The organism is Gemmata obscuriglobus, assembly GCF_008065095.1.
Classification (GTDB): domain Bacteria; phylum Planctomycetota; class Planctomycetia; order Gemmatales; family Gemmataceae; genus Gemmata; species Gemmata obscuriglobus.
In genome coordinates, this window is record NZ_CP042911.1 from 5,702,361 (window position 1) to 5,723,107 (window position 20,747).

Consider the following 20,747-nt stretch of genomic DNA (forward strand, 5'->3'; position numbering starts at 1 on the left):
CCCGTCGCAGCCGGTCCGCTGGCCTTTCCTGATCTCGTGTACCTTGTCTTCAAACCTCGTCCGCGGTAAAATCATCTCGGTATTACGACGTTATCCCTCTCGACGGAGGCTCGCAATGAACCGCGTGCTCCTGCTGAAGGCGACCGGCCTGGTGACGGCGATCGCAGCGATCACGCTGCTCGTGCCCGGGTGCTCGGGCACGCCGGACGGAAAGCGGCAAAACGACTGGCCCGCCGACCACGCCGGGCCGAAGGTGGTGGTGTCGTTCGCGCCCCTGTACAGCTTCGCGGCGAGCGTCGCGGGGGACGACGCGATCGTCAAGAACGTGATGACCTCGAAAGGGCCGCACGATTTCGACCCGACGGCCGACGACATCGCGCTCGTGACCCAGGCCGACCTCTTCTTCGTCGTGGGCCTGGGGCTCGACGAGAAGAAGGCGGAGGTGATGCGAACCAGGTCCGGCAACAAGAACATGAAGATCATCGAGCTGGGCGAGCAGCTCGACAAGAAGGACCTGTGCGAAGGGTTTTGCACGCACGCCGATCACGGCGCGGACCACAAGCACGACACGGACCCGCACGTCTGGCTCAGCCCGACGCACGCGGCGAAGCTGGTCGGGTTCATCCGCGACGAGCTGAAATCCAAGGACCCGGCGCACGCCGCCGGTTACGACGCCCGCGCGGCGGCGTACATTGAGAAGCTCAACGCGGTGAAGGCGTACGGCACCGAGAAGTTCAAAGACAAGCAGGACAAGAAGCTGGTTTCGTTCCACGACTCGCTGGCCTACTTCGAGGAGTGCTTCCAGCTCAACGTCCGCGGGGTGCTGACGAAGAAGCCCGGCCAGGACGTGAGCAACAAGGAAATGACGGAGCTGATCCGGATCTGCACCAAGAAAACCTCTCCGGTTCGGGTGATCCTGACCGAACCGCAGTATTCGACCAGTTCTCAGGGTGAGATTCTGCGAAAAGAACTCGTAAACAGCGGAGTCACGGACCCGGTGCTCGTCGAGTTCGACACGCTCGAAACGGTTCGCCCCGACGAACTGACCCCGGACTGGTACGAAAAGAAGATGCGCGACAACATCGACCGGCTCGCCGAGAAGATGAAATGATCAAGCCCGAAGCGCCGGCGCCGCCGCTGGTGTCGCTCCGCAACCTGAGCGTCGAGTTGGGCGGGCGGCCGATCCTCCGGAACGTGACCGCGGACATCAAGCGCGGCACGATCACGGCACTGATCGGACTGAACGGGTCCGGCAAGACGACTCTCCTGCGTGCGCTGGTCAACGAGTACCCGCACAAGGGCGAGATCAAGTTCCACTGCGGGCACGACCACTCCAAGCCGTACCCGGAGGCGATCGGGTACGTGCCCCAGCGCCTCACACTCGACGCCCGGCTCCCGCTAACCGTCGGGGACTTCCTGGCGCTGACGCTGTCGCGGCGCCCGCTGTTCTTCGGCATCTCGAAGCGGACCGCGGCCAAAAGCCTGGAGATGCTGAAACGCGTCGATGTGGACAACTGCCTGAACCGACCGGTCGAGGGGCTGTCGGGCGGGCAACTCCAGCGCGTCCTTCTGGCGCTGGCGCTGGAACCGCAACCCGAGTTGCTGCTCCTGGACGAACCGGCGGCGGGCATCGACTTCGGCGGGCTGAAAAAGTTCTACGACCTGATCGCGACCATTAACCGCGAGACCGGCGTTACTGTGCTGCTCGTGTCGCACGACCTGAACATGGTTCAAGCACATGCGCACGACGTGCTGTGCTTGCGGGGCGGCGCGATTCAGTGCCAGGGACCGCCGGGAGAAGTTCTTACGCCGATCAACATGTCACTCGTGTTCGGCGCCGAAATGAGCCTGTTCCCGCACCGCTTCAGTAGCTGACGCACGCGGCCTGCGTATGGAATCCAGAGGGCCGAGGGCCGCGGAAGCGACTGGTGCTTCCGCGGCCCTCGGCCCTCTGGATTCCATACGCAGGCGAACTCATGCCAGCGGCGGCCAATCCTTCGCAACCCCTTCCCGCTCGATCAGTTCCAGTTGTTCCTTCGTGATGTGGTACTGCGACGCCACCTGCTTTTTGGACTCCGCGATCGTCAAGGTCTTGGAGTCCTGTACCTCGACGAGGGCGTGGAAAATCGATTTGCGCTGCTGGACTGTTAGAGTTTTGGCGGACATCATGGCGCTCCTCTCCTTGTGACCCGAAACACAGAGTGTCTCATCCACTTTACGTTCGCCAAGTGGCCTTGAACCCCGAAATCCACCCGTTTCGCGCGCCAGCGACCGTGCGACTCACTCCCGACCCGAAAGGCCCCACCATGCCCCACCGTCCGCTCGCCACGCTCGCCGCACTCCTCTCGGTGCTGACCGTTTCCGGCCTCGAACCACAACCGACCTCCACCCCACAACCGGCGCAACCGGTTCCGAAATCACCCCCCGCAGCACCGGAGTGGGTCCAAGCCCGGCTCGCCGCCGTGGACAAGAAACTGGACGGCGAGATCAGGCAGCTCGTGGCCCTTTACCAGCACATTCACACGCATCCCGAACTATCGCTCATGGAAGTGAATACCGCAAAGCGTCTCGCAGACGAGATGCGGAAAACCGGCTGTGATGTTACCGAAAAGGTAGGAGGAAACGGCGTGGTCGCGGTGCTGAAGAATGGCCCCGGGCCGGTCGTACTGATTCGCACGGACATGGACGCGTTACCGATCACAGAACAAACGGGACTGCCCTACGCCAGCAAGGTTCGCGTGAAAAACCGCGACGGCGTCGAGGTGGGGGTGATGCACGCTTGCGGGCACGACATTCACATGGCGAGCTGGATCGGAACGGCTCGCGTCCTTGCGGCGTTGAAAGACCAGTGGAGCGGCACCGTGGTGTTCATCGGCCAACCGGCTGAGGAGATCGTCGCCGGCGCGAAGCAGATGCTCGACGCCGGGCTCTACACCAAGTTTCCGAAACCCGATTATGCCCTCGCGCTACACTCCGACCCGCTTTATCCGGTGGGCACCCTTGGTTACTCCGAGGGACTCGCAATGGCCAACTCCGATACCGTCGACATTTTGGTGAAAGGGAAGGGAGGGCACGGTGCGTCCCCGCACGTGACGATTGATCCAATTGTTCTTGCCGCGCGGATTGTTTTGGATTTACAGACGATTGTAAGTCGTGAGACGGATCCGCTCGACCCCGTTGTAGTGACCGTGGGTTCGATCCACGGCGGCACCAAGCACAACATCATCCCCAACGAGGTGAAGCTCCAGCTTACCGTGCGGACCACGACCACCGCCACGCGGGACCGCGTGTTGAAGGCCATCGACCGCATCGCCAAAGCCGCCGCTCTCGGCGCGAACGCGCCCGCCCCGGAAGTGAAGGTGAGCCTCGATGAGTTCACGCCCGCGACTTACAACGACATCGATTTGGCGAAGAAGTGCGGCGGTCTGTTCCGCGAGATTCTGGGCGCAGAGAGCGTTCGCGGCAACCGCAAGCCGGTGATGGGGGCGGAAGACTTCAGCCGTTATTCGGAGGGCAAAACGCCGATCTTCATTTACTTCATCGGCACTATTTCAAAGGAGAAGTACGACGCGGCCCAAAAGCCCGAAGCGCCGCGCCTACCGGGAATGCACACCGATGCTTACGCTCCGGTCCCGGAGCCCAGCATCCGCACGGGTGTACGGACGATGAGCCTCGCTGCCATGAAGTTGCTGCCGAAAGAGAAGTAACGGGATACGGTCGAACTGCCCGCGTGCGACTCAGCCGAGCCGCACCCGCAGGATCTTCCGCCCGAGGCGTATGACTAGTCCGTCAGTGACCGGGACCGTCGCCTTCACGTCGGCGGGCTTGGTGCGGCCGGGACCGTAGTTGAACGCCCCCTCCTCGATCTTCCGCCGCGCCTCACTTTTACTTGCTGTCAGCTTCGTTTCGGCGATCAGGTCGACGGCCAGCATCGCGCCGTCTTTAATCTTGTCGGCAGGTATGCTGATGTCGTCAATGTTAACGGGGTCAATGTTCTTCGCCGCGTTATCCCAGTCGGCGCGCGTCGCGGACGCAACCTCTTCACCGTGGTAGAAGCGCACGATGTCTGCCGCCAGCGTTTTCTTGGCTTCCAGCGGTGTCGTGAGGAGTCGGGTTACGTCCTCGTGCGACCGGTCCGTAAGTAAGGCGTACCACTCGGTGAGCAGTTCATCGTGAATCCGCATCGTCTTGCCGAACATGTCCTTGGCAGGTTCGTTCAGCCCGATGTAGTTCCCGACGCTCTTGCCCATCTTCTTCTCGCCGTCCGTGCCGCGAAGGATCGGCATCGTGAGGCAAATCTGCGGCTCTTGGCCGGCGGCCCGCTGAAGGTCGCGGCCCACCATCAGGTTGTAAAGCTGTTCGGTGCCGCCGAGTTCCACGTCCGCGCGGATCTCGACGGAGTCGTGCCCCTGCATCAGCGGGTACAGGCACTCGTGCAGGTAGATCGCGGCCCCGGCCTTGATGCGCTTCGTGAAGTCGTCGCGCTCGATCATCCGCTGCATCGTCGTGTGCCCGAGCAGTTTCAGCATGTCGGCGAAGGTGAACTTCGAGAACCATTCGCCGTTGGGCCGCACCTCGGCCTTGCTGACATCGACCACCTTCGCGATCTGCGTAAGGTACGTCTGAGCGTTTTTGTCGATCTGCTCGGTTGTTAAGCCCTGCCGGCTCGCGTCGCGCCCGGATGGGTCGCCCACCGCCGCGGTCGCGGTGCCGATGATGAGAACGGCGGTGTGACCGAACTCCTGAAATTGGCGCAACTTGCGGAGCGGCACCGTGTGCCCGAGGTGAACGTCGAACCCGGTCGGGTCGATGCCGTACTTCACCCGGAGCGGCTTGCCGCTGGTGAAGCTCTTTTCGAGCTTCTTCTTCAGTTCCTCGCGCATCGACCCATCGAACTGCGCCGCGCCGCGCGTCAGAACTGCGAGTTGCTCGTCAACCGGGGGGAACGACATCACTGGCTCCGCAAAACCGATTTCACCACCGAGGGCACGAGATGGCACAGAGAGAAAGAATGAGCAATACTCTCTCTTCTCTTCTTCTCTGCGTTCTCTCGTGCCCTCTGCGGTGAAATCGGTTTGTTTAAGTAAAGAATTGGAAGCGGCCGGTGGACTCGAAAGCATGACGGATGTGCCGGACGGCGGGTTCGCGGGCGTGCTCCGGCCAAGCGATCACAAGCACGTCGTACCGAACGGCGATCCGACCCAGCAGGCGTCGGCGGCCCAGGAAACGCGACGTCGCCTCGGTGATCTTCCGCTGCTTGCGGAGGTCCACCGAGGCGGCGGTTTGTTCGATCGCGTCGGGGCGGGCACTGGAAGTTGAGCGGACCTCAACGATGACGAGCGTTTCGCCATCAATCGCCAGTAAGTCGAGTTCACCGTCCCGATCGTTCACGTTCGCCGCCAGCAAGCGGTAACGGAGCCCGCGGAGGTAGTTCGCGGCGGCACGCTCGCTGCGGCGGCCGAACCACCGTTTCCACCACCGCCAGCGGGAAAAGCCGCCCGGGGGCGGCTTTTCGTCGTCGGCAGGTGCAGATGCGGTGCCGGGCACGGCTTACTTCTTCTTGGCGGCCTCGGCTTCCTTGCGGGCGCGCTTCTTCGCGGCCGACTTGCTCTCGCCGCCGGTGGCCTTCTGGGCCTCGGCCGCCTCGCGGGCCGCCTTCGCCGCAACTTCCGCCGCGACCTTCAGATCCTGGTCGATCTTCGCCTGCCGCTTGACGTCGTCGCGGATCTTGGTCGCCTTGCCCACGCGGTCGCGGAGGTAGTACAGCTTGGCGCGACGGACCAAGCCGGCCTTGATGACCACGATCTTGGCGATGCGCGGCGAGTGGATCGGGAAGATACGCTCCACGCCCTCGCCCTGGACCAACCGGCGAACGGTCACGCTCTCCCGCGCGCCGCCGTGGTTCAGACCGATCACGTCCCCCTCGAACACCTGGACGCGTTCTTTGGCGCCATCCAGGATCTTCTGGTGAACTTCGATGCGGTCGCCGACCTGGAACGTCGGGATGTCGTTTTTAACGGTCCCGGTTTCGATCAGTTGCATGAGGGGCGAGATCATACCCCACCTTTCCCTTTCCGCGGCGCGTGCCGGCCGCGCGTCACATTGAACTTAGCTGTCGGACCCGGGCGGCGCAATGGCGTCGCCCGGTTTGTTTCGCTCGCGGCTCCGCAGTTCGCTCTGCTCGCGCCGCCACTTTGCGACCGCTTGATGGTTCCCGCTCAGTAGGATGTCGGGAACGGCCAATCCTTCGTACACCCGCGGTCGCGTGTATTGCGGGTACTCCAACCTTCCGTCTTCGCTGTGCGACTCATCCGCGGCGCTCTGTTCATCGCCCAGCACCCCGGGCATCAGCCTGATGACGGTGTCGATCAGGACCATCGCGGGGACTTCGCCGCCGTTGCACACGAAGTCGCCGACCGAAATTTCGGTCGGGTTCAACAACTGTCGGATGCGGTCGTCGAACCCTTCGTAGCGCCCGCACAGCAACAGCAACCGCGGCTCTCCGGCCAACCGCTCGACCACCCGCTGCGTGAGGCGTTCGCCCGCGGGGGTGAGCATCACCACTTTGCCGGGCGGCTCCGCCTTGGCCCGCACGGCCGCCACACAGTCCACGACCGGTTGCACGCTCAGCACCATCCCGGGGCCGCCGCCGAACGGCCGGTCGTCCACACGCTGGTGCTTGTTCTGGGTCCAGTCGCGGATGTTCCAGGCATGGACCTGAACGATCCCGGCCTGAATCGCATCCTCAAGGAGGCTCTGACGCACGTACCCGTCAAATATGCCGGGAAACAACGTCAGAACGTCAAACCTGATGGTGCGGTTCATCGGGACTCAGCTCAGCCGGTCGGCGTGCTGGCTTCCGCGGCCTTCTTGGCGGCGTCTTCCGCCGCCTTGGCGGCAGCCGATGCCTCGATCTCTTCCCACTTCTTCATGAAGTTCTTGAAGATCGCGGCGCAGTGCTCGGACGCCTGCGCGCCCACGCTCTGCCAGTACTTGATGCGGGCGGGCTTCAGCGTCACGCGGTCGCCCTTCTCCTTGACGTGCGGGTCGTAGGTGCCCAGCTCCTCGATCACCTTGCCGTCGCGCGGCTGGCGGTGGTCGATGGCCACGATGCGGTAGTAGTGCCGGTGGGTACGGCCCATCTGTTTCATCCGGATGCGAACTGCCACTGTCGATATCCCCTACGATGCCGTCATTCTGCCCAGAACAGGAATCTTAGTAAGTCGTCGAAAGTCGTAAAGTCCCAAGTCGTAAAGTCGAAGGCCGGAGCGGCCCCTGGGATCGACTTTACGACTTGGGACGGACGGCTTTCGGTGCTGTGAGCTATTTTCGCTTCTTTTTCTTCTTCCGGTCTTCGGCCCGCTCCTTGGCGCTCTTGCGATGCCCGGTGTCGCCCTTGGTCTTGATCTGGTCCATCCCGCCGGGCAGGAAGGCCCCCATTTTACCCATCCCGGTGACCATCTTCAGCCGCTGCCAGAGCGACATCGACGCCATCTGCTTCATCAGTACCCGGACCTGTCCGAACTGCTTGAGGAACTGGTTCACCTCGTGCGGCTCGACGCCGGCCCCCTTCGCGATGCGGCGCCGCCGCGGGGTGTCGATGATGTCGGGGTCGGCGCGCTCCTTCTTGGTCATCGAGTCGATCATCCCCTGGACGCGTTTCAGCGCGACCTCGGGGTCCTCGCCCTCGGGGATCATCTCGGACATCCCCGGCATCCGGGAGATCATGTCCTTCATGCCCATCTTGGCGATCTGCTCGAACTGCTTGCGGAAGTCGTCGATCGTGAACTCGCCCTTTTTGATCTTCTCCTGCTGGGCGGCGAGCTCCTCCTGCGACATCTGCTGCTGGATGCTCGCGATCTTTTCGACCACGCCCATCATGTCGCCCTGGCCGAGGATGCGCCCCGCCATGCGTTCGGGGACGAAGTCCTCGAGTTTGTCGACCTTTTCCCCCATCCCGACGAACTTGATCGGCACCCCGGTGACGCCCTTGATCGACAGCGCCGCGCCGCCGCGGGCGTCGCCGTCGAGCTTGGTCAGGATGCAGGCGTTCAGCTCCAGGGCGTCGTTGAACGTCTTGGCGACGTTGGCCGCTTCCTGCCCGATCATCGCGTCCACGACGAGGTAGCACTCGTCGGGCTTCACGAGCTTGTCGATGCGCTTCAGCTCGTCCATCAGAGCGTCGTCGATCTGCAGCCGCCCCGCGGTGTCGAGGATGACGCAGTCGCACAGCGTCTTCTTCGCCTGGGCCACGGCGTTGCGGCACACGTCGACCGGGTTGGTCGCCTCGCTGTAAACGGGCACGCCGATCTGCTCGCCCAGGGTGCGGAGCTGCTCGACCGCCCCGGGCCGCTGGAGGTCGGCCGCCGCCAGCATCGGCTTGCGGTTCTGGCCCTTGAGTGTGAGCGCCAATTTGGCCGCGGTGGTGGTCTTACCGGCCCCCTGGAGCCCGCAGAGCATCAGCACGACGGGCCGGTCGGCGCGCTGGGGGATCTTGTGGTCCACCGGCCCCATGAGGGCGACGAGTTCTTCGTAAACGTTCTTGACGATCTGCTCGGACGGGTCCACCCGGGCCAGCACGTCCTGCCCCAGCGACTTCGCCTCCACGCGCGCGATGAAGTCGGTCGCGACGGTAAAGTTGACGTCCGCCTCGAGGAACGCGCGGCGGACCTCGCGGAGGCCGTCCTTCACGTTCTCGGCGGTCAACCGCCCGCGCCCGCGGAGCTTCTTGAGCGCGTCGCCGAGCGATTTGGTGATGCCTTCGAACATGTGGTTCTGCCTGACGGGGCTCGTAAGTGTGCTGGCGGCCGCGGGGCCGACAGCTTACTTTAAGACAACGCCGAGTCGGCTTCAACGGGACCGAAAGCCGGGCCGTTCTCGCGGGTATAAAGACTCGAACGCGGCCACAGGTTGTTACAGAAAACGCAGATCAGAACCGAAACGGTTCGCGTCCGGACCAGGACCGACACGGGACCGCTCCGGTCGAACGTGAGCGGTCACTGGTCCGTGCCTTCCACGTTCGCCCGTGGCCGCCGGTATCCCGCTTTCGCACCGGAGACGTTATGCGTGTGTTGCTGACCGTTGTCGCGTTCGGTGTGTGTGCCGGGGCGGTGGGCGCCGAGGACTGGCCGCAGTGGCTCGGGCCGAAGCGCGACGGCACCTGGCGCGAGGACGGGCTGGTCGAGAAGTTCCCGGCCAGCGGTCCCAAGATCGCGTGGAAAGCCGACATCGGCGTCGGGTACGCCGGGCCGGCGGTCGCGAGCGGCAAGGTGTTCGTCATCGACCTCGTGCCGGCCGAAAAGGCGAAAGTGCCCAGCGACGGGTTCGCGAAGGGTGCCCGGGTGCCGGGCAAGGAGCGCGTGCAGTGCCTTGATGCCGCCACCGGCAAGCCGGTGTGGTCCACGGATTACCCGGTCGATTACACGATCAGCTACGCCGCCGGGCCGCGCTGCACCCCCACCGTTGACGGGGACATGGTGTACACGCTCGGCGCGATGGGGGACCTGAAAGCCGTCACGGTCGCCGACGGCAAAGTGGCCTGGTCGAAGAACTTCATGAAGGACTACGACGCCGGCCTCCCGGTGTGGGGCTTCTCGTCGCACCCGCTCGTCGATGGGGACAAGCTGATCTGCCTCGTCGGCGGGACGAATGACCGCCTGGTGATCGCGTTCGACAAGAAGACCGGAAAGGAACTCTGGACCTCACAGAACTGCCAGGGCGATTTCGGCTACAGCCCGCCGATGATTTACGAGTTCGGCGGCAAGCGCCAGCTCATCGTCTGGCACACCCGGGCGGTGGTCGGGTTGGAGCCCGACACCGGTAAGCTCCTGTGGCGCGTGCCGTTCGAGGTGAAGTACGCGCTGACCGCCCCGACGCCGCGCAAGGTGGGCGAGGACAAGCTGTTCGTAACCTCGTTCTACAACGGCTCGCTGCTTCTCAAGGTCGGTGCGGACAAGGCCAGCGTGGTGTGGAAGAGCAAGGCCCGCGGCGAAACCCCGGACCTCACCACCGACCTGAGTTCGATCATGGCGACGCCCGTCGTGGTGGGCGAGCACATTTACGGCGTGTGCAGCTACGGGCAGCTCCGGTGCATCGAGACTGGCACCGGCAAGCGGGTGTGGGAGTCCATGCGGGCCACGCGCGGCGCCCGCACCCCGAAAGCGATCGCCGAAAACGACGAACCGAGCGACAAGGAGCGCTGGGGGCTCGCGTTCCTGATCCCGCAGGGGGACCGCTACTTCCTGTTCAACGAGCAGGGCGACCTCATCATTGCGAAACTCACTCCGAAGGGGTACGAAGAGTTGGACCGGGCGCACCTCATCGACCCGACCAACACGATGGCAGGCCGCGGCCGGCTGGTGGTGTGGATGCACCCTGCGTTCGCCAACAAGTGCGTGTTCGTGCGCAACGACAAGGAGCTGATCTGCTACTCGCTCGCGAAAGAGTAGCATACGGTGAGCCCGCGGCAGTTCGGCCCGTCACCGCGACGGACCGAACGCAACGCCTGCGTCCACCAGGGCCGCCTCGTCCCGGCCGGCGAGTGCGAGCTTGCTGCCGTCCGGGCTGAACGCGAAGACCGCTTCGGGCAGAGCGTAGTCGCTGGGCTGGAACTGCCCCACCAGTTTGAACGAGCTGAGGTCGTACATCTGGAGTATCGTCCTCGGCGGCGCAGCACCGTCGAGCCCACCGGTAGCCGCGACCACGAGCCGCCCGCCGACGAGCCAGCATGCCTTCGGTCGGTGAGAATGCAGTTCCCAGGAGAACAACTGCCGACCGCTCTCGATGTCCCAGACTTTTACGGAAGCCCCGTCCAGCACCGCCGCCCGGTGACCGTCGTTGGAAACGACCGGTCGCGACGGTGCCGGGGGCGTGACCGAGTCCACCGGAGCCGCCGCGACTGGTTTCAGGGTGCCGTCCGTGAGCAGCGAGTACAGCCCCGGCGGACGGTCGCTCCCTGCCGTGGTCGGGAAGTGGAGCAACATTTTATTCTTGCGCGGGAACAGGAGATCTGCACGGAGTACGTCCGCCCCCTGGACGAGGCGCCGGGTCGGTTCGGGCTGGCCGGTCGTGGGTGAAATGGTGTCGAACGAGCAGCCGCCCTCCGCCCCGATGCCAACCGTCAGCTCGTGTGTTGTGGAGTGAAACCCGACGGGGCCAAACCCCCGCGCCCGTTCGGCGCCCGGCTCCCACACGCCGACGCGCTTGCCGGTTGCGTCACAGGTCTCCAGGCTCCACCCGGGCTTCCCCTCGTGAACAAAGTACATCCGCGCTCCGTTCGGAGCGACCAACGCTGCGCGCGAGTCCTTCGGCCGAACCCGCACGACCGCCGGGTCCCCCAGTGTCCACACATTAACCGCACCCGCGGTCTGCACCAGAACCCGGAAGCCCGCGTTGTCGACCGCAACGCTCTCGGGCAAATCTCCGGTCCGCTCTGCGCTCGCGTCGGCTGACACGCGCACCCCCCACAGGGCGAGCAGAGGGCCTTTGCGCACGGCGGGCGCATCGACTTTCGCGTCGCGCGGCTTGTCGGCCTTCGCCTTCACACTCGGATCGGATTTCGCGTCTTTGCGAGTTTCACCGGAAACCGCGGCCGGAGCAGGAGTGGCGGCCGCGGCCGCACCACTGCCACCACTACTGCTTACACCGCCAGCGCTGCCTCCTTTGCCCGAGCCGGCTTCACCGTCCGACTTCCCCCCTCCGCCCGGTTTCTCCGGCGCGTCCGGGTAGTCACGTTCGCCGCCGCGGCTCTGCCCGCCCCCGCCCAGCAGCGCTTGAAACTCGGCTTCAAACCGAGTGACAAGGAACGCCCCGCCGACAAGCAGACACGCCATGAAGACGGCAGCCATGGTAACCTGTCTGTCTGTCATGCGCGCGCCTCCGGGGGTTCAGCCGAACCCTAGAGCGCGTTTCCCGGCTCGGTGCAAAAGGTTACCGCTGCGGCAAGTGGTGCCTCACCACCCCGCGCCGCCCCACAACTTCAGAAACGATTTGAGTCCGAATCCAACAACAACGGCACGCACAGTGTGCGTCTCCATTATGAACTGGGCGTGAGGACCGACACTGTGAGGACTGCACCAAACGAAGTGGTTACCTTTTACTGGACCGATACAACGGCGGCTGGTCCGCCTTCAAACCGGCTGCCGCGGCCGCGTGCAGGGGAAATGAAGGACCCGTTTGCGAAGTGAGCCGCGTGGCGGCGGGCCGATCGGCGATCCCGCCGCCACATGCGAACGACATCACACGAGACCGCTGGCCGCGACCTTGATGCCCTTCAGGGCCATCCGGAGTTGTTCGGGGTTCGGCGAGAACTCCAGCGCGGTCGCCTTATCGATACGCCCGCCGAGGCACAAGTCTTCCAGGTTCTTGTTGAAGTCCATCATCCCTTCGTTGTAAAATGCCCGGATCGCGTCCAGCAGCTTCGCGTCCTGGCCCTTCAGGATGATGTCCCGGATCGTCGGGTTGACGATCATGATCTCGTTCGTCGGCACCCGCTGCACGCCCGGGATGCACGACGGCACCAGTTTCTGCGCCACCACGGCGCGGAGGTTGAACACCAGCGACTGACGGACCGCCCCGTGCTGGCTGGGCGGGAACAGCCCCAGGATGCGGTCGACGGTGCTGTACGCGTTCGAGGCGTGGATCGTCCCGAACACGACGTGCCCGGTTTCTGCGGCGTGAACCGCGGCCTCAAACGTCTCCGAGTCGCGCATTTCGCCCACGAGGATCACGTCCGGGTCTTCGCGCACCGCGTGCTTCAGCGCCGTGTGCCAGTCGCACACGTCCAGGTACACCTCGCGCTGGTTCACCACGCTCATCTTGTCCGTGAACACGAACTCGATCGGGTCCTCAATGGTGAGGATGTGCAGCGCCTCGTTCATGTTCATGTAGTCCAGCATCGACGCGATCGTCGTCGACTTGCCGGACCCGGTCACACCCGCCAGCAGCACCATCCCCTGCTCGAAGTGGCACAACTTCTCGATGGTCGCCGGAAGGCCGAGCTTCTCGAACGACGGGATCGACTGGTTCACCAGCCGCGCCACCATCGCGAACTTGCCGCGCTGCTTGAGCAGGTTCACGCGGTAACGGGCCTCGTCGTTCCCGATGACGTGCGCGAAGTCCGCGCCGCCGGTCTCGTCGAGGATCTTCTTGTCTTTCTCGCGCAGGATCGGGTAGATCAGCTTTTCCAGCGTTTCCTGCGTCAGCACCGGCGTGTTCATCTTCTGGATGACGCCGCGGAGCCGCATCATCCCGGGCAGCCCAGCCTTCAGGTGCAGGTCCGAGCCTTTGTGCAGCATCACCGTGCGGAACAGTTGGTTGATCTGCGGCTCGCCGGGCACGCTGGTGGCGACTTTCAGCCCCGGCTCCGGGGAGTTGATCGGGATCGGTACGTAGGGCGCGGGGGGCGGGGGCGGCGAAGCGGGGGGCATCGGTGGCTCCTCGGCGAACGAGAATGAGATGACGCGATCAGTTCCGCGGCCGCGCGGCGGGCTACACGCGCACGGGCACGCCCTTCGAGGCGAGGTACGCTTTGGTGTCCGGAATCGAGTACTCGTTGTAGTGGAAGATGCTGGCGGCCAGCGCCGCGTCCGCACCGGCCTCGAACGCGAGGCGCAGGTGCTCGGGGCTCCCGGCCCCGCCGCTCGCGACCACCGGCACGTTCACAGCACGGCTCACCGCCGCCAGCATCGGGAGGTCGTACCCGCTCTTGGTGCCGTCGGCGTCCATCGACGTGAGGACGATTTCGCCGGCCCCCAGTTCGACCACCCGCCGCGCCCACCACACGGCCTCTAAGCCCGTGGGGACCCGACCGCCGTTGACGTGAACCTCCCAGACCGATTCTTCGGACGCGTCCGCGGCCACCGGAGTAAACGCCGCTCCGAGCTTCTCATTCCGCGCGAGGAACTCCCCGCGCGGGACGCGCTTCGGATCGATGTTCACCACCGTGGCGCAGTTGCCGAACTTTCGGCTCACCTGCTCGATCAGTTCGGGGGTGCGCACGGCCGCGGAGTTCAGGCTCACCTTTTCCGCGCCGGCCTGGATGAGTTGGGTCGCGTCGCCGATGGTGCGGATGCCGCCGCCGACGGTGAAGGGCATGAAGATCTGCTCCGCGACGCGGCGCACCATCTCCAGCATGATCGCCCGACCCTCGTGGCTGGCCGAGATGTCGAGGAACACGAGTTCGTCGGCGCCCTGTTCGTCGTACCGCCGGGCCACCTCGACCGGGTCGCCGGCGTCGCGGAGTCCGACGAAATTCGTACCCTTCACCACGCGCCCGCGATCCACATCGAGGCACGGAATGATGCGCTTGGTGAACATCGAACCTTTGGTTTCGTCGCGTGGGCGGGTTGAGAAGAGTCTGATGTGATCGTACCGGGCGGCGCCCGTGCGGTCAATCGGCCCCCGCGCACACCGCAACACGAACCGGGGCGGGCGGCCCGCGGCGGGGCCGGTCAGTCGATCCGGTTGGCGGCGACCCAGAGCATGTAGGCGACGCGGTCGTTGAGCTGCTGGCGCTTGCGGTGCTGGAGGTAAACGTCGCGGTACCCGTAATACAGACAGGCGATGGTCAGGCAGGCGATGTTGCACGCGAGTAACTGGAACACGGGTGGTCTCCCCAATCGAACGGAAAGCGACTTTAAGGTTCGGGGCGTTCGCGGGCGAGCGGCCCGGAGGTGCCAGAACCGTAGGTCACTTGCCGACCGGGGCAACCGGCGCGGGGGGAAAAACCGATGCGTGAAAAGCCCGGAAGTGAAGGGTTTTTCTGCACTGTTAACGCGACCGCTGAAACCGGCATCGCCGGATCGGTCGGGTGTTCAGGGAAGTTGACGGCGTGCTAGGGAGCTTCAGACGGGGCCGCAATTACCTCGCCTCGCAGCCCGTCCAACCCCTCGCTCCCGAGGCGGATGAGGCGTCCGCCCACTTCGACCTCGAACAGGTCGTCGAGTTCCTGGTACGAGAGCACGTGAACGCTGGCCCCGGGCGTGAGCCCCTGCTGCTGCCAGCGGCGGAGCCGGTCGGGGTTGTCGTCCTGGGCCTCGCGCACGACTACCATGTCTCCCGCCCGGAACTCGGACAGTCGCTTCAAGTTCCGCGCCTGGAGCACCCCGGAGCTGGACGGAATCAGGTGCCCGTGCGGGTCCTCGTGCGGCTCGCCAAGGTAATCGGCGATCGCCTGCTCGAGCCGCGGCGAGATGGCGTGCTCCAGCGCTTCCGCTTCGGCGTCCACCTCGCTCCAGTCGAGCTTCAGGGCCTTGGTGAGAAACAGCTCCACGAGCCGGTGCCGCCGGATCACCCGGAGCGCCTCGGTCCGCCCGCCCGGCGACAGTTTCGCGCCCTCGCCGGCGGAATATTCGATCCAGCCGGCGTCCGCGAGCCGCTTCAACATTCCGGTGACGGAGGGTGCCTTCACCCCCAGCGCGCTGGCAATCTTCCCGGACGGCACGCCCTCATCGGCGCCACCGAGCATGTGAATAGCTTTCAGATAGTCTTGAACGGCTGGCGACAATTGTTCGGCCATGCCGGGGACTCCGAATCCGTGAGGTGTGCCACCACTTATCATAACGAACGGACAAGGAAAGGCGGTGATGAGTTCGTGAATCGGGCCGGTTCACGCAGCGCGAACCGCGGCCGGTGCCGTTTTCCCGATGAGGAACGCGGCAGCGCGGTCGCACGCGCCCGGAACCGCGGCCCGGGACCGTAGTGCGATCAGGCGATCGACAACTGCCTGACGCCGAGCGGGGTCATTGAGCCAGCCCACGATTTCGCCCGCCATTTCGGCCGAGCGGTCGTGCCAGGTGGGGTACTCAGGGTACAGCGGCTCGTTGAGCAGCAAGTTGACGAGGGACATGTACTTAACGTTGATGAGCTGTTTCAGCACCCATCCCTCGACCCGTCCGACGCAGTACATCACAACGGTCGGCTTCGCCCGGTACATCAACTCCAAGCTGACCGAACCAGATACGGAGAGGCACGCGTCGGCGAGTTCAATCACTTCTGGCGTGCGCCCGACGTGGATCTCGACCGGCAACCCAGTGGGCAGGAGCGCGCGGACCGCTTCGGCTTGGGTCGCGTTGAACGCCCCGATTAAGAACCGCACGTCCGGTCGGGCCACATGGATCTTCTGCGCGGTTGCGAGCATTGTGCGCGCGTTGGCGGCAATCTCGCTGTTGCGCGAACCCGGCAGCAGTGTCACCCGCACGCCCGGCTTCGCCCGCTCTTGCACCAAGAAATCGGGGTCGAGGCGCTGCCGCGCGAGTTCGTCGAAATACGGGTGGCCGATGTAGTGCGTCTGCACCCCGCGCTTCCGATACCATTCGTCCTCGAACGGCAGCGCCGTGAGTACGCCCGTGAAGCACTTCCGCACGGTGCGGACGCGCCCGGATCGCCACGCCCAAATCTGCGGGGGAACGAAGAAGTATGTGGGTACGCCGAAGTCGCGGATGCGTTTGGCGAGTTCGAGGTGGAAGCCCGGGTAGTCGATCATGACCACCGCATCGGGCCGCTGCGTGCGGATGTGATGAATCGCAAGGTTGCCGATGCGAAATAGTGCGGGCAGCGCCTGGACAACACCGCGCAGCCCCATCACGGCGAACTTGGGGAGCGGGAACAGAATGTCCGCGCCGGCGGCTCGCATCCCATCGCCGCCGAAGGCGGTGACGTGCGTGTCAGGAGAATGAGCGCGAAGAGCGCGAACGAGATTCGCGCCGTGCAGATCCCCGCTCGGCTCACCGGCGCTGACGAAAACCTTCATGATGCGGCATCCTTGCCAGCAAGCAGTTGACCCGAGGGGCGCGACCTCACCCCTTGGCGGGAGGCGGAGTCAGCGCGGAAGCGTCCACGCCTGCAACGCCATTCCCGGCCCCGCGACCAGGCAGTTCGGTCGTCTCGGCGACACGACGGTACCCGAGCGAGCGAAGAACTTCAAGCACTTCGCTCCACGTCGGGAACGGGCGCCGGTTCTCGCGCTTGTACCGGTCCATTGCCTTCATGAACTCGGTCTCGTCGTCGGAGTAGTCGCGCTCACAGGTGGTCGGGTCGATCAGCCTGCGCCGCTCACTACTCTTCCGCTTGGCAGCGGCGTTCTCCGCGCGACGACGGTCCGTCGCAACGGGAATGTTGCGCTTGCGGCGGTCGGCGGGAAAGGGCGTAGTTCCGGACTTGGAACCGTTTGTAGGTTCAACGGCCGCGGGTTGCGGGGCGTTTACTGGGTTCGACATCTGCGGTGCCTCACAGCCAATAGTGGGGGGCGGCTGGAGCCAAGCATCCGCGGCCGTCCTGGCCAATCGCGTTTATCGCGATCCTCGGGGATGAACGGGTGTTTCTAAACCTACCCGACGGATGGGATGTGTCAACCGGAATTCACATACCAACCAAAATCGGGCAACATTTACTGCGGCAGCTTTTGAGGATTAGCACGCGGCGCGAAACGAGGCGATTTATGCGCCCGCCTTGACTCCAGTAGCCGATCGCAATTCGTAACAAGTTCCGTGCCGAATACCCGCCTGTTCTGCAGAAAGTGGCTGCAATGTTCCACGCAATCGCGTGATGAATTTTCGGAAGTGACGGATTGTGTGGAACTACGCGACTGTAGGGGTTCGGCTTATTAACATGGATGCCGATCCCCATAACCAGTCGCGTGGCGTTCTCGACGAGGTAAATTGGCCTCGGTTCCCCGATCAGAAGTTGTAGTTGAAGAACGTCATCGCTTCAAACGCCCATGGGCGCGGGCCAGCCACCGGGATGCACATGGACGCGCTGAGCGTCGCCCGGTTGAAGCGGAAGTGCAGCCCGCTGGTAATGTTCACCTGGTCCTGGAGGTACACCAGGCCGGCCGGGTTGCGGCCCGACAGCGGCGTTCGGACGTGGAACTCGACCATCGGCGCGATGCTCGTCAGCCACGCGTCCGGCGCGCGGTAGAGGTAGTACCCCATACCGACGCTGTTGTTGAAAAGCGTCGGGTCGCGTCCGTCCGTCGGCACAACGAGGCTCGTGATCCCCTGGAAGAACGCGCGGTCCATCACCCGCACGAACCCGAGCCAGGGTTGGAACAGCACCGAGTGCGGGGCCTGCGATCCGTCTGCCAGGATCACGTCGCCGCTCCCGGTCGGAACCGTCAGCGCCAGCCCGGCCGACACCACGTTCCCGGTCTGCGCGTCGTTCACGAACGCGTACTTGAAGAGGAGCGTCAGGTCCCCAATGGTGTGTGAACTGCCTAACTCAGACGGGCCGTACTGCTGCTGGAACGGGAGCCGCATACCGAACGAAGCGTCCCCTCCCAGGAACACCTTTTCGAACCCCACGAGTTGGCGCTGCAGGTCGACCTGCCCCAGCCCGGGGTTCAGCTTTCCGCCGATGTCGTCGTAGAAGTTGAACCCGCCGTAGAACCGGTCCTGCGGACGCGGGTTGTCATTGTCCGTGATCAGGACGCCGCTGTAGCGTGAGGCCAGCGTCAGCCGCACGAGGCGTGTCTGCGCCACACGATCACTGACGATCACCGGGTCGTTCACGATCACCGGGGTGAGTGTCGTGGTGTTCGTGATGGTGGTCGTTGTCGTGCGCCCGCCCTGGGGGTCGGTTGTGGTTCCCGTGGTGGTGGTGCTTGTTGTCGTCGGCGTGAACCCGGTGACCCGCTGGGTGAACCCAACGACCCGGGGAACGGTGGTGAACCCGGTAGTGATACGGCGCGAGTAGTACACACCGCCGAAGTCGCCGTCGAAGTTCTCGTTAAACGTGCGCGGCGCGAGCCCCCCCGCCTCGGTCGCCTGCGCGAACGGGTCCACGAGCCGCCGTTCCAGCGGGTTCGGCGGCGACGGGTACGGCATCACCGGAGGGCGGTCTGGTGGCAGGCTCGGCATCCCCCCGGGCGGTGCGACCGGCGGGTCCATCTGCGGCACCGGCTCGGACGGTGCGGTCGGGATACTCGGGGCCCCGGGCGTCAGCGGCCCGACGCCCAGAGGCGGGCACGGCACCGTCGCCGGGCGCGAGTGTTTGAACGGACCGCCGGCCGCGATCACCGAAGGGACGACGCGCTCCTGGGCGAGCGACGATGCGGTCGCAACCCCGATCCCGGCAAGAGCGGAGAGAAGCACCCGGCGCATGGGAACGCTCCGTGACCGAGGGACGATGGAACCCCGAGAACGCGACGCGCCTGCTTTATCGGCACGACACATATTCCCGGTTCAATCGTTCCTTCTCGCGTCTGCGAATACGCCGGTCCCTTCCTATTCCCGCGCGACGTGGATCGGGACCACCTTTCGAACGACCTTGTTCGGCTCGAACGGGAACCGCTCGGTCGGCTCCATACTGAAACGCCAGACGTAGCGAGACCCGTGCTTACTGCGTACGATCGTCGGAGCAGGGAGTTCCGTTTCCGAAACGAAAAGAACGAAGTGTTCAACCGCCGTCTTACCGCCACCGTTGATCCCCCCAATGACGAAGGACTTTCCATTGGGTGGCAACAGCCTCTGCGCCTGTCCGGGTTTAAGGACATTCCCGCCCAGCACCTCCTGAACGCGCACTTCGCCGTCGGCCTGTACCATGAGCAGCGTGAAATACACCTTCTGCTCGCACCGCACCTCCAGCGTAAACGGCTCGTCGACCTTGACCTGCGTGACCGGCTTCGCGCCGACGATGAGATCGACCTTGAGCTTGAGCGGCGATTCTCGGGGCACCACGTCACCCGCGTACCAAGCCGACAGAGGCGGGATCGGCATGCGCCCCGGGCCCGCACTCGGAACAGAAACCGGCTTCAACCCGGCAAACGGCCGTGCCACTGGCCCGTCCGGTGCCATGTCAGTGGGTTCTAAGCGCTGCAACGCGCTCAACGCAAACAGATCTGCGGCGAGCGGCGAGCGCGGCCCCCACCCGAACACGGCTTTCGGCGCCCAAGCCGGCGCCAGCAGCGACGACGAGAGCCAGTCGCCCCGCAGGTACGGGACCGGGACCACCGCCCCCCGAAGGCCTGGGAGTTCCTTTAACCGCGCCGCCGGCAGTTCGTCCGGCCGAAGCGCGGTGGCGTGTGGGTTCTCTCGTTCGATCAACACGTCGAGATGGGTCGGGGCGGCGTTCCGGGTCGGCCTGCGCCCTTCCATCAACTCGAACACGTAACCGCCCCGCCATTGCTGTTCGACGAGATCGAACCGGAACACGGTGCCCGCCTCGTCAACCGGTTCGAGCGCGGCGCCGGTTCGTGCAGACGAACTGAGCGCCAGCGCGATACGGAGATCGCGCTCCGCCGCGCCGAGGTCCGGGTGGGGCTCTCCGTCCCGCACGAGGTGCGCGAACGAGACGTACTGCTTCGTCTTCGACAGGTCGGGGTTGTTTTTGAACTGGTCGGCGATGGTGCCGAGGACGTAATCCTCGTCGAACGCGAGCGGGTACCCCGGCGCGCTCGCGTCGATCCATTTCTTGAGGACCGCAACCTCAGCCGGGGTGGGCGCCGCCCGGTTGCCGGGCGGCATCGAGCCGTCCGCGAGTAACTCGAGGAGGAGCGAGCGTTCCCCCGCAGCAGCGAGCGGGATCGGCTTCTTCTTCTCGCCGACCACCTGCGCGTGGTCGAGCAGATTCGTGCGGCTCTTCCCGGGGGCTGCGCTGCCGGTGTGGCACTCGGCGCAATGCCGCTTGAGGATGTCCCGCGCTTTGATCGCGAGATCGCCGCGCCCCCGGTGGTCAAGCGGTTCGGCCCCGCGCGCGCCCGCGGAAGCGAGAAGCACTAACGCGACGGCACCAGCAATCGAGCGCATCGGATC

20 protein-coding genes are annotated in these 20,747 nt (G+C 64.8%); 4 read left to right on the forward strand and 16 right to left on the reverse strand.

All coding sequences use genetic code 11. The features are described 5' to 3' along the window. Positions 1-115: 115 nt before the first annotated feature. On the forward strand, positions 116-1,111 hold the full coding sequence (locus GobsT_RS23870) for a metal ABC transporter substrate-binding protein (protein WP_010047694.1): 996 nt from the start codon (positions 116-118) through the stop codon (positions 1,109-1,111). Then, positions 1,108-1,875 (forward strand): metal ABC transporter ATP-binding protein, encoded by a 768-nt coding sequence (locus GobsT_RS23875; RefSeq protein WP_109570901.1) that lies wholly within the window; start codon positions 1,108-1,110, stop codon positions 1,873-1,875. The genes GobsT_RS23870 and GobsT_RS23875 overlap by 4 nt, the downstream gene beginning before the upstream one ends. 99 nt (positions 1,876-1,974) lie before the next feature. Here GobsT_RS23875 and GobsT_RS23880 read toward each other — a convergent pair whose 3' ends face one another. Continuing rightward, entirely contained in the window at positions 1,975-2,169 is a 195-nt protein-coding gene (locus tag GobsT_RS23880; protein WP_109570900.1) for a hypothetical protein, read from the reverse strand. 137 nt (positions 2,170-2,306) lie between these two features. Here GobsT_RS23880 and GobsT_RS23885 point away from each other — a divergent pair, with 137 nt between their 5' ends. Further along, entirely contained in the window at positions 2,307-3,707 is a 1,401-nt protein-coding gene (locus GobsT_RS23885; RefSeq protein ID WP_010041365.1) for an amidohydrolase, read from the forward strand. Positions 3,708-3,737: 30 nt separating this feature from the next. Here the strand turns inward: GobsT_RS23885 and tyrS are convergent, their stop codons facing one another. The 6 genes from tyrS to ffh all read right to left on the reverse strand — a co-directional run bounded on the left by tyrS (position 3,738) and on the right by ffh (position 8,769). Further along, the gene (gene tyrS, locus GobsT_RS23890) at positions 3,738-4,952 is read right to left on the reverse strand and encodes a tyrosine--tRNA ligase (protein ID WP_010041367.1); all 1,215 of its coding nucleotides are present in this window, start codon (positions 4,950-4,952) and stop codon (positions 3,738-3,740) included. A gap of 127 nt (positions 4,953-5,079) precedes the next feature. Next, on the reverse strand, positions 5,080-5,547 hold the full coding sequence (locus GobsT_RS23895; RefSeq protein WP_010041369.1) for a YraN family protein: 468 nt from the start codon (positions 5,545-5,547) through the stop codon (positions 5,080-5,082). A 3-nt stretch (positions 5,548-5,550) separates the two neighbouring features. After that, positions 5,551-6,057, reverse strand: a complete 507-nt coding sequence (gene rplS, locus GobsT_RS23900; protein ID WP_010041370.1) for a 50S ribosomal protein L19 — start codon at positions 6,055-6,057, stop codon at positions 5,551-5,553. A gap of 51 nt (positions 6,058-6,108) precedes the next feature. Beyond that, positions 6,109-6,813, reverse strand: a complete 705-nt coding sequence (gene trmD, locus GobsT_RS23905) for a tRNA (guanosine(37)-N1)-methyltransferase TrmD (protein ID WP_029600952.1) — start codon at positions 6,811-6,813, stop codon at positions 6,109-6,111. 23 nt (positions 6,814-6,836) lie between these two features. Continuing rightward, the gene (rpsP, locus tag GobsT_RS23910; RefSeq protein WP_010041375.1) at positions 6,837-7,142 is read right to left on the reverse strand and encodes a 30S ribosomal protein S16; all 306 of its coding nucleotides are present in this window, start codon (positions 7,140-7,142) and stop codon (positions 6,837-6,839) included. Positions 7,143-7,323: 181 nt separating this feature from the next. Beyond that, entirely contained in the window at positions 7,324-8,769 is a 1,446-nt protein-coding gene (gene ffh / locus GobsT_RS23915) for a signal recognition particle protein (RefSeq protein WP_010041376.1), read from the reverse strand. 293 nt (positions 8,770-9,062) lie between these two features. On the opposite strand from ffh, the gene GobsT_RS23920 reads away from it, so the two are divergent. Next, complete coding sequence (locus GobsT_RS23920; RefSeq protein ID WP_010041377.1) at positions 9,063-10,448, forward strand: PQQ-binding-like beta-propeller repeat protein; 1,386 nt, start codon at positions 9,063-9,065, stop codon at positions 10,446-10,448. Positions 10,449-10,478: 30 nt separating this feature from the next. On the opposite strand, the gene GobsT_RS23925 is transcribed toward GobsT_RS23920, so the two are convergent. The 9 genes from GobsT_RS23925 to GobsT_RS23960 all read right to left on the reverse strand — a co-directional run bounded on the left by GobsT_RS23925 (position 10,479) and on the right by GobsT_RS23960 (position 20,741). Then, positions 10,479-11,846 (reverse strand): WD40 repeat domain-containing protein, encoded by a 1,368-nt coding sequence (locus GobsT_RS23925; protein WP_029600953.1) that lies wholly within the window; start codon positions 11,844-11,846, stop codon positions 10,479-10,481. Between the two features lie 390 nt (positions 11,847-12,236). Then, the gene (locus GobsT_RS23930; RefSeq protein WP_010041379.1) at positions 12,237-13,427 is read right to left on the reverse strand and encodes a type IV pilus twitching motility protein PilT; all 1,191 of its coding nucleotides are present in this window, start codon (positions 13,425-13,427) and stop codon (positions 12,237-12,239) included. A 61-nt stretch (positions 13,428-13,488) separates the two neighbouring features. Then, the gene (hisF, locus tag GobsT_RS23935) at positions 13,489-14,316 is read right to left on the reverse strand and encodes an imidazole glycerol phosphate synthase subunit HisF (RefSeq protein WP_010041381.1); all 828 of its coding nucleotides are present in this window, start codon (positions 14,314-14,316) and stop codon (positions 13,489-13,491) included. A gap of 134 nt (positions 14,317-14,450) precedes the next feature. Then, complete coding sequence (locus GobsT_RS38090) at positions 14,451-14,603, reverse strand: hypothetical protein (RefSeq protein ID WP_010041382.1); 153 nt, start codon at positions 14,601-14,603, stop codon at positions 14,451-14,453. Positions 14,604-14,833: 230 nt separating this feature from the next. Next, entirely contained in the window at positions 14,834-15,517 is a 684-nt protein-coding gene (locus GobsT_RS23940) for a metal-dependent transcriptional regulator (protein WP_033198482.1), read from the reverse strand. A gap of 90 nt (positions 15,518-15,607) precedes the next feature. Next, a complete protein-coding gene (gene lpxB / locus GobsT_RS23945; protein WP_010041385.1) occupies positions 15,608-16,750 on the reverse strand; it encodes a lipid-A-disaccharide synthase in 1,143 nt (380 codons plus the stop codon). Positions 16,751-16,796: 46 nt separating this feature from the next. Further along, complete coding sequence (locus GobsT_RS38940; RefSeq protein ID WP_010041387.1) at positions 16,797-17,216, reverse strand: hypothetical protein; 420 nt, start codon at positions 17,214-17,216, stop codon at positions 16,797-16,799. Between the two features lie 459 nt (positions 17,217-17,675). Continuing rightward, positions 17,676-19,097 carry a hypothetical protein gene (locus GobsT_RS23955; RefSeq protein WP_029600955.1) on the reverse strand — a complete coding sequence of 474 codons (1,422 nt, stop codon included), beginning with the start codon at positions 19,095-19,097 and terminating at the stop codon, positions 17,676-17,678. A 123-nt stretch (positions 19,098-19,220) separates the two neighbouring features. Then, on the reverse strand, positions 19,221-20,741 hold the full coding sequence (locus GobsT_RS23960) for a hypothetical protein (protein ID WP_010041389.1): 1,521 nt from the start codon (positions 20,739-20,741) through the stop codon (positions 19,221-19,223). Between the last annotated feature and the right edge of the window lie 6 nt (positions 20,742-20,747).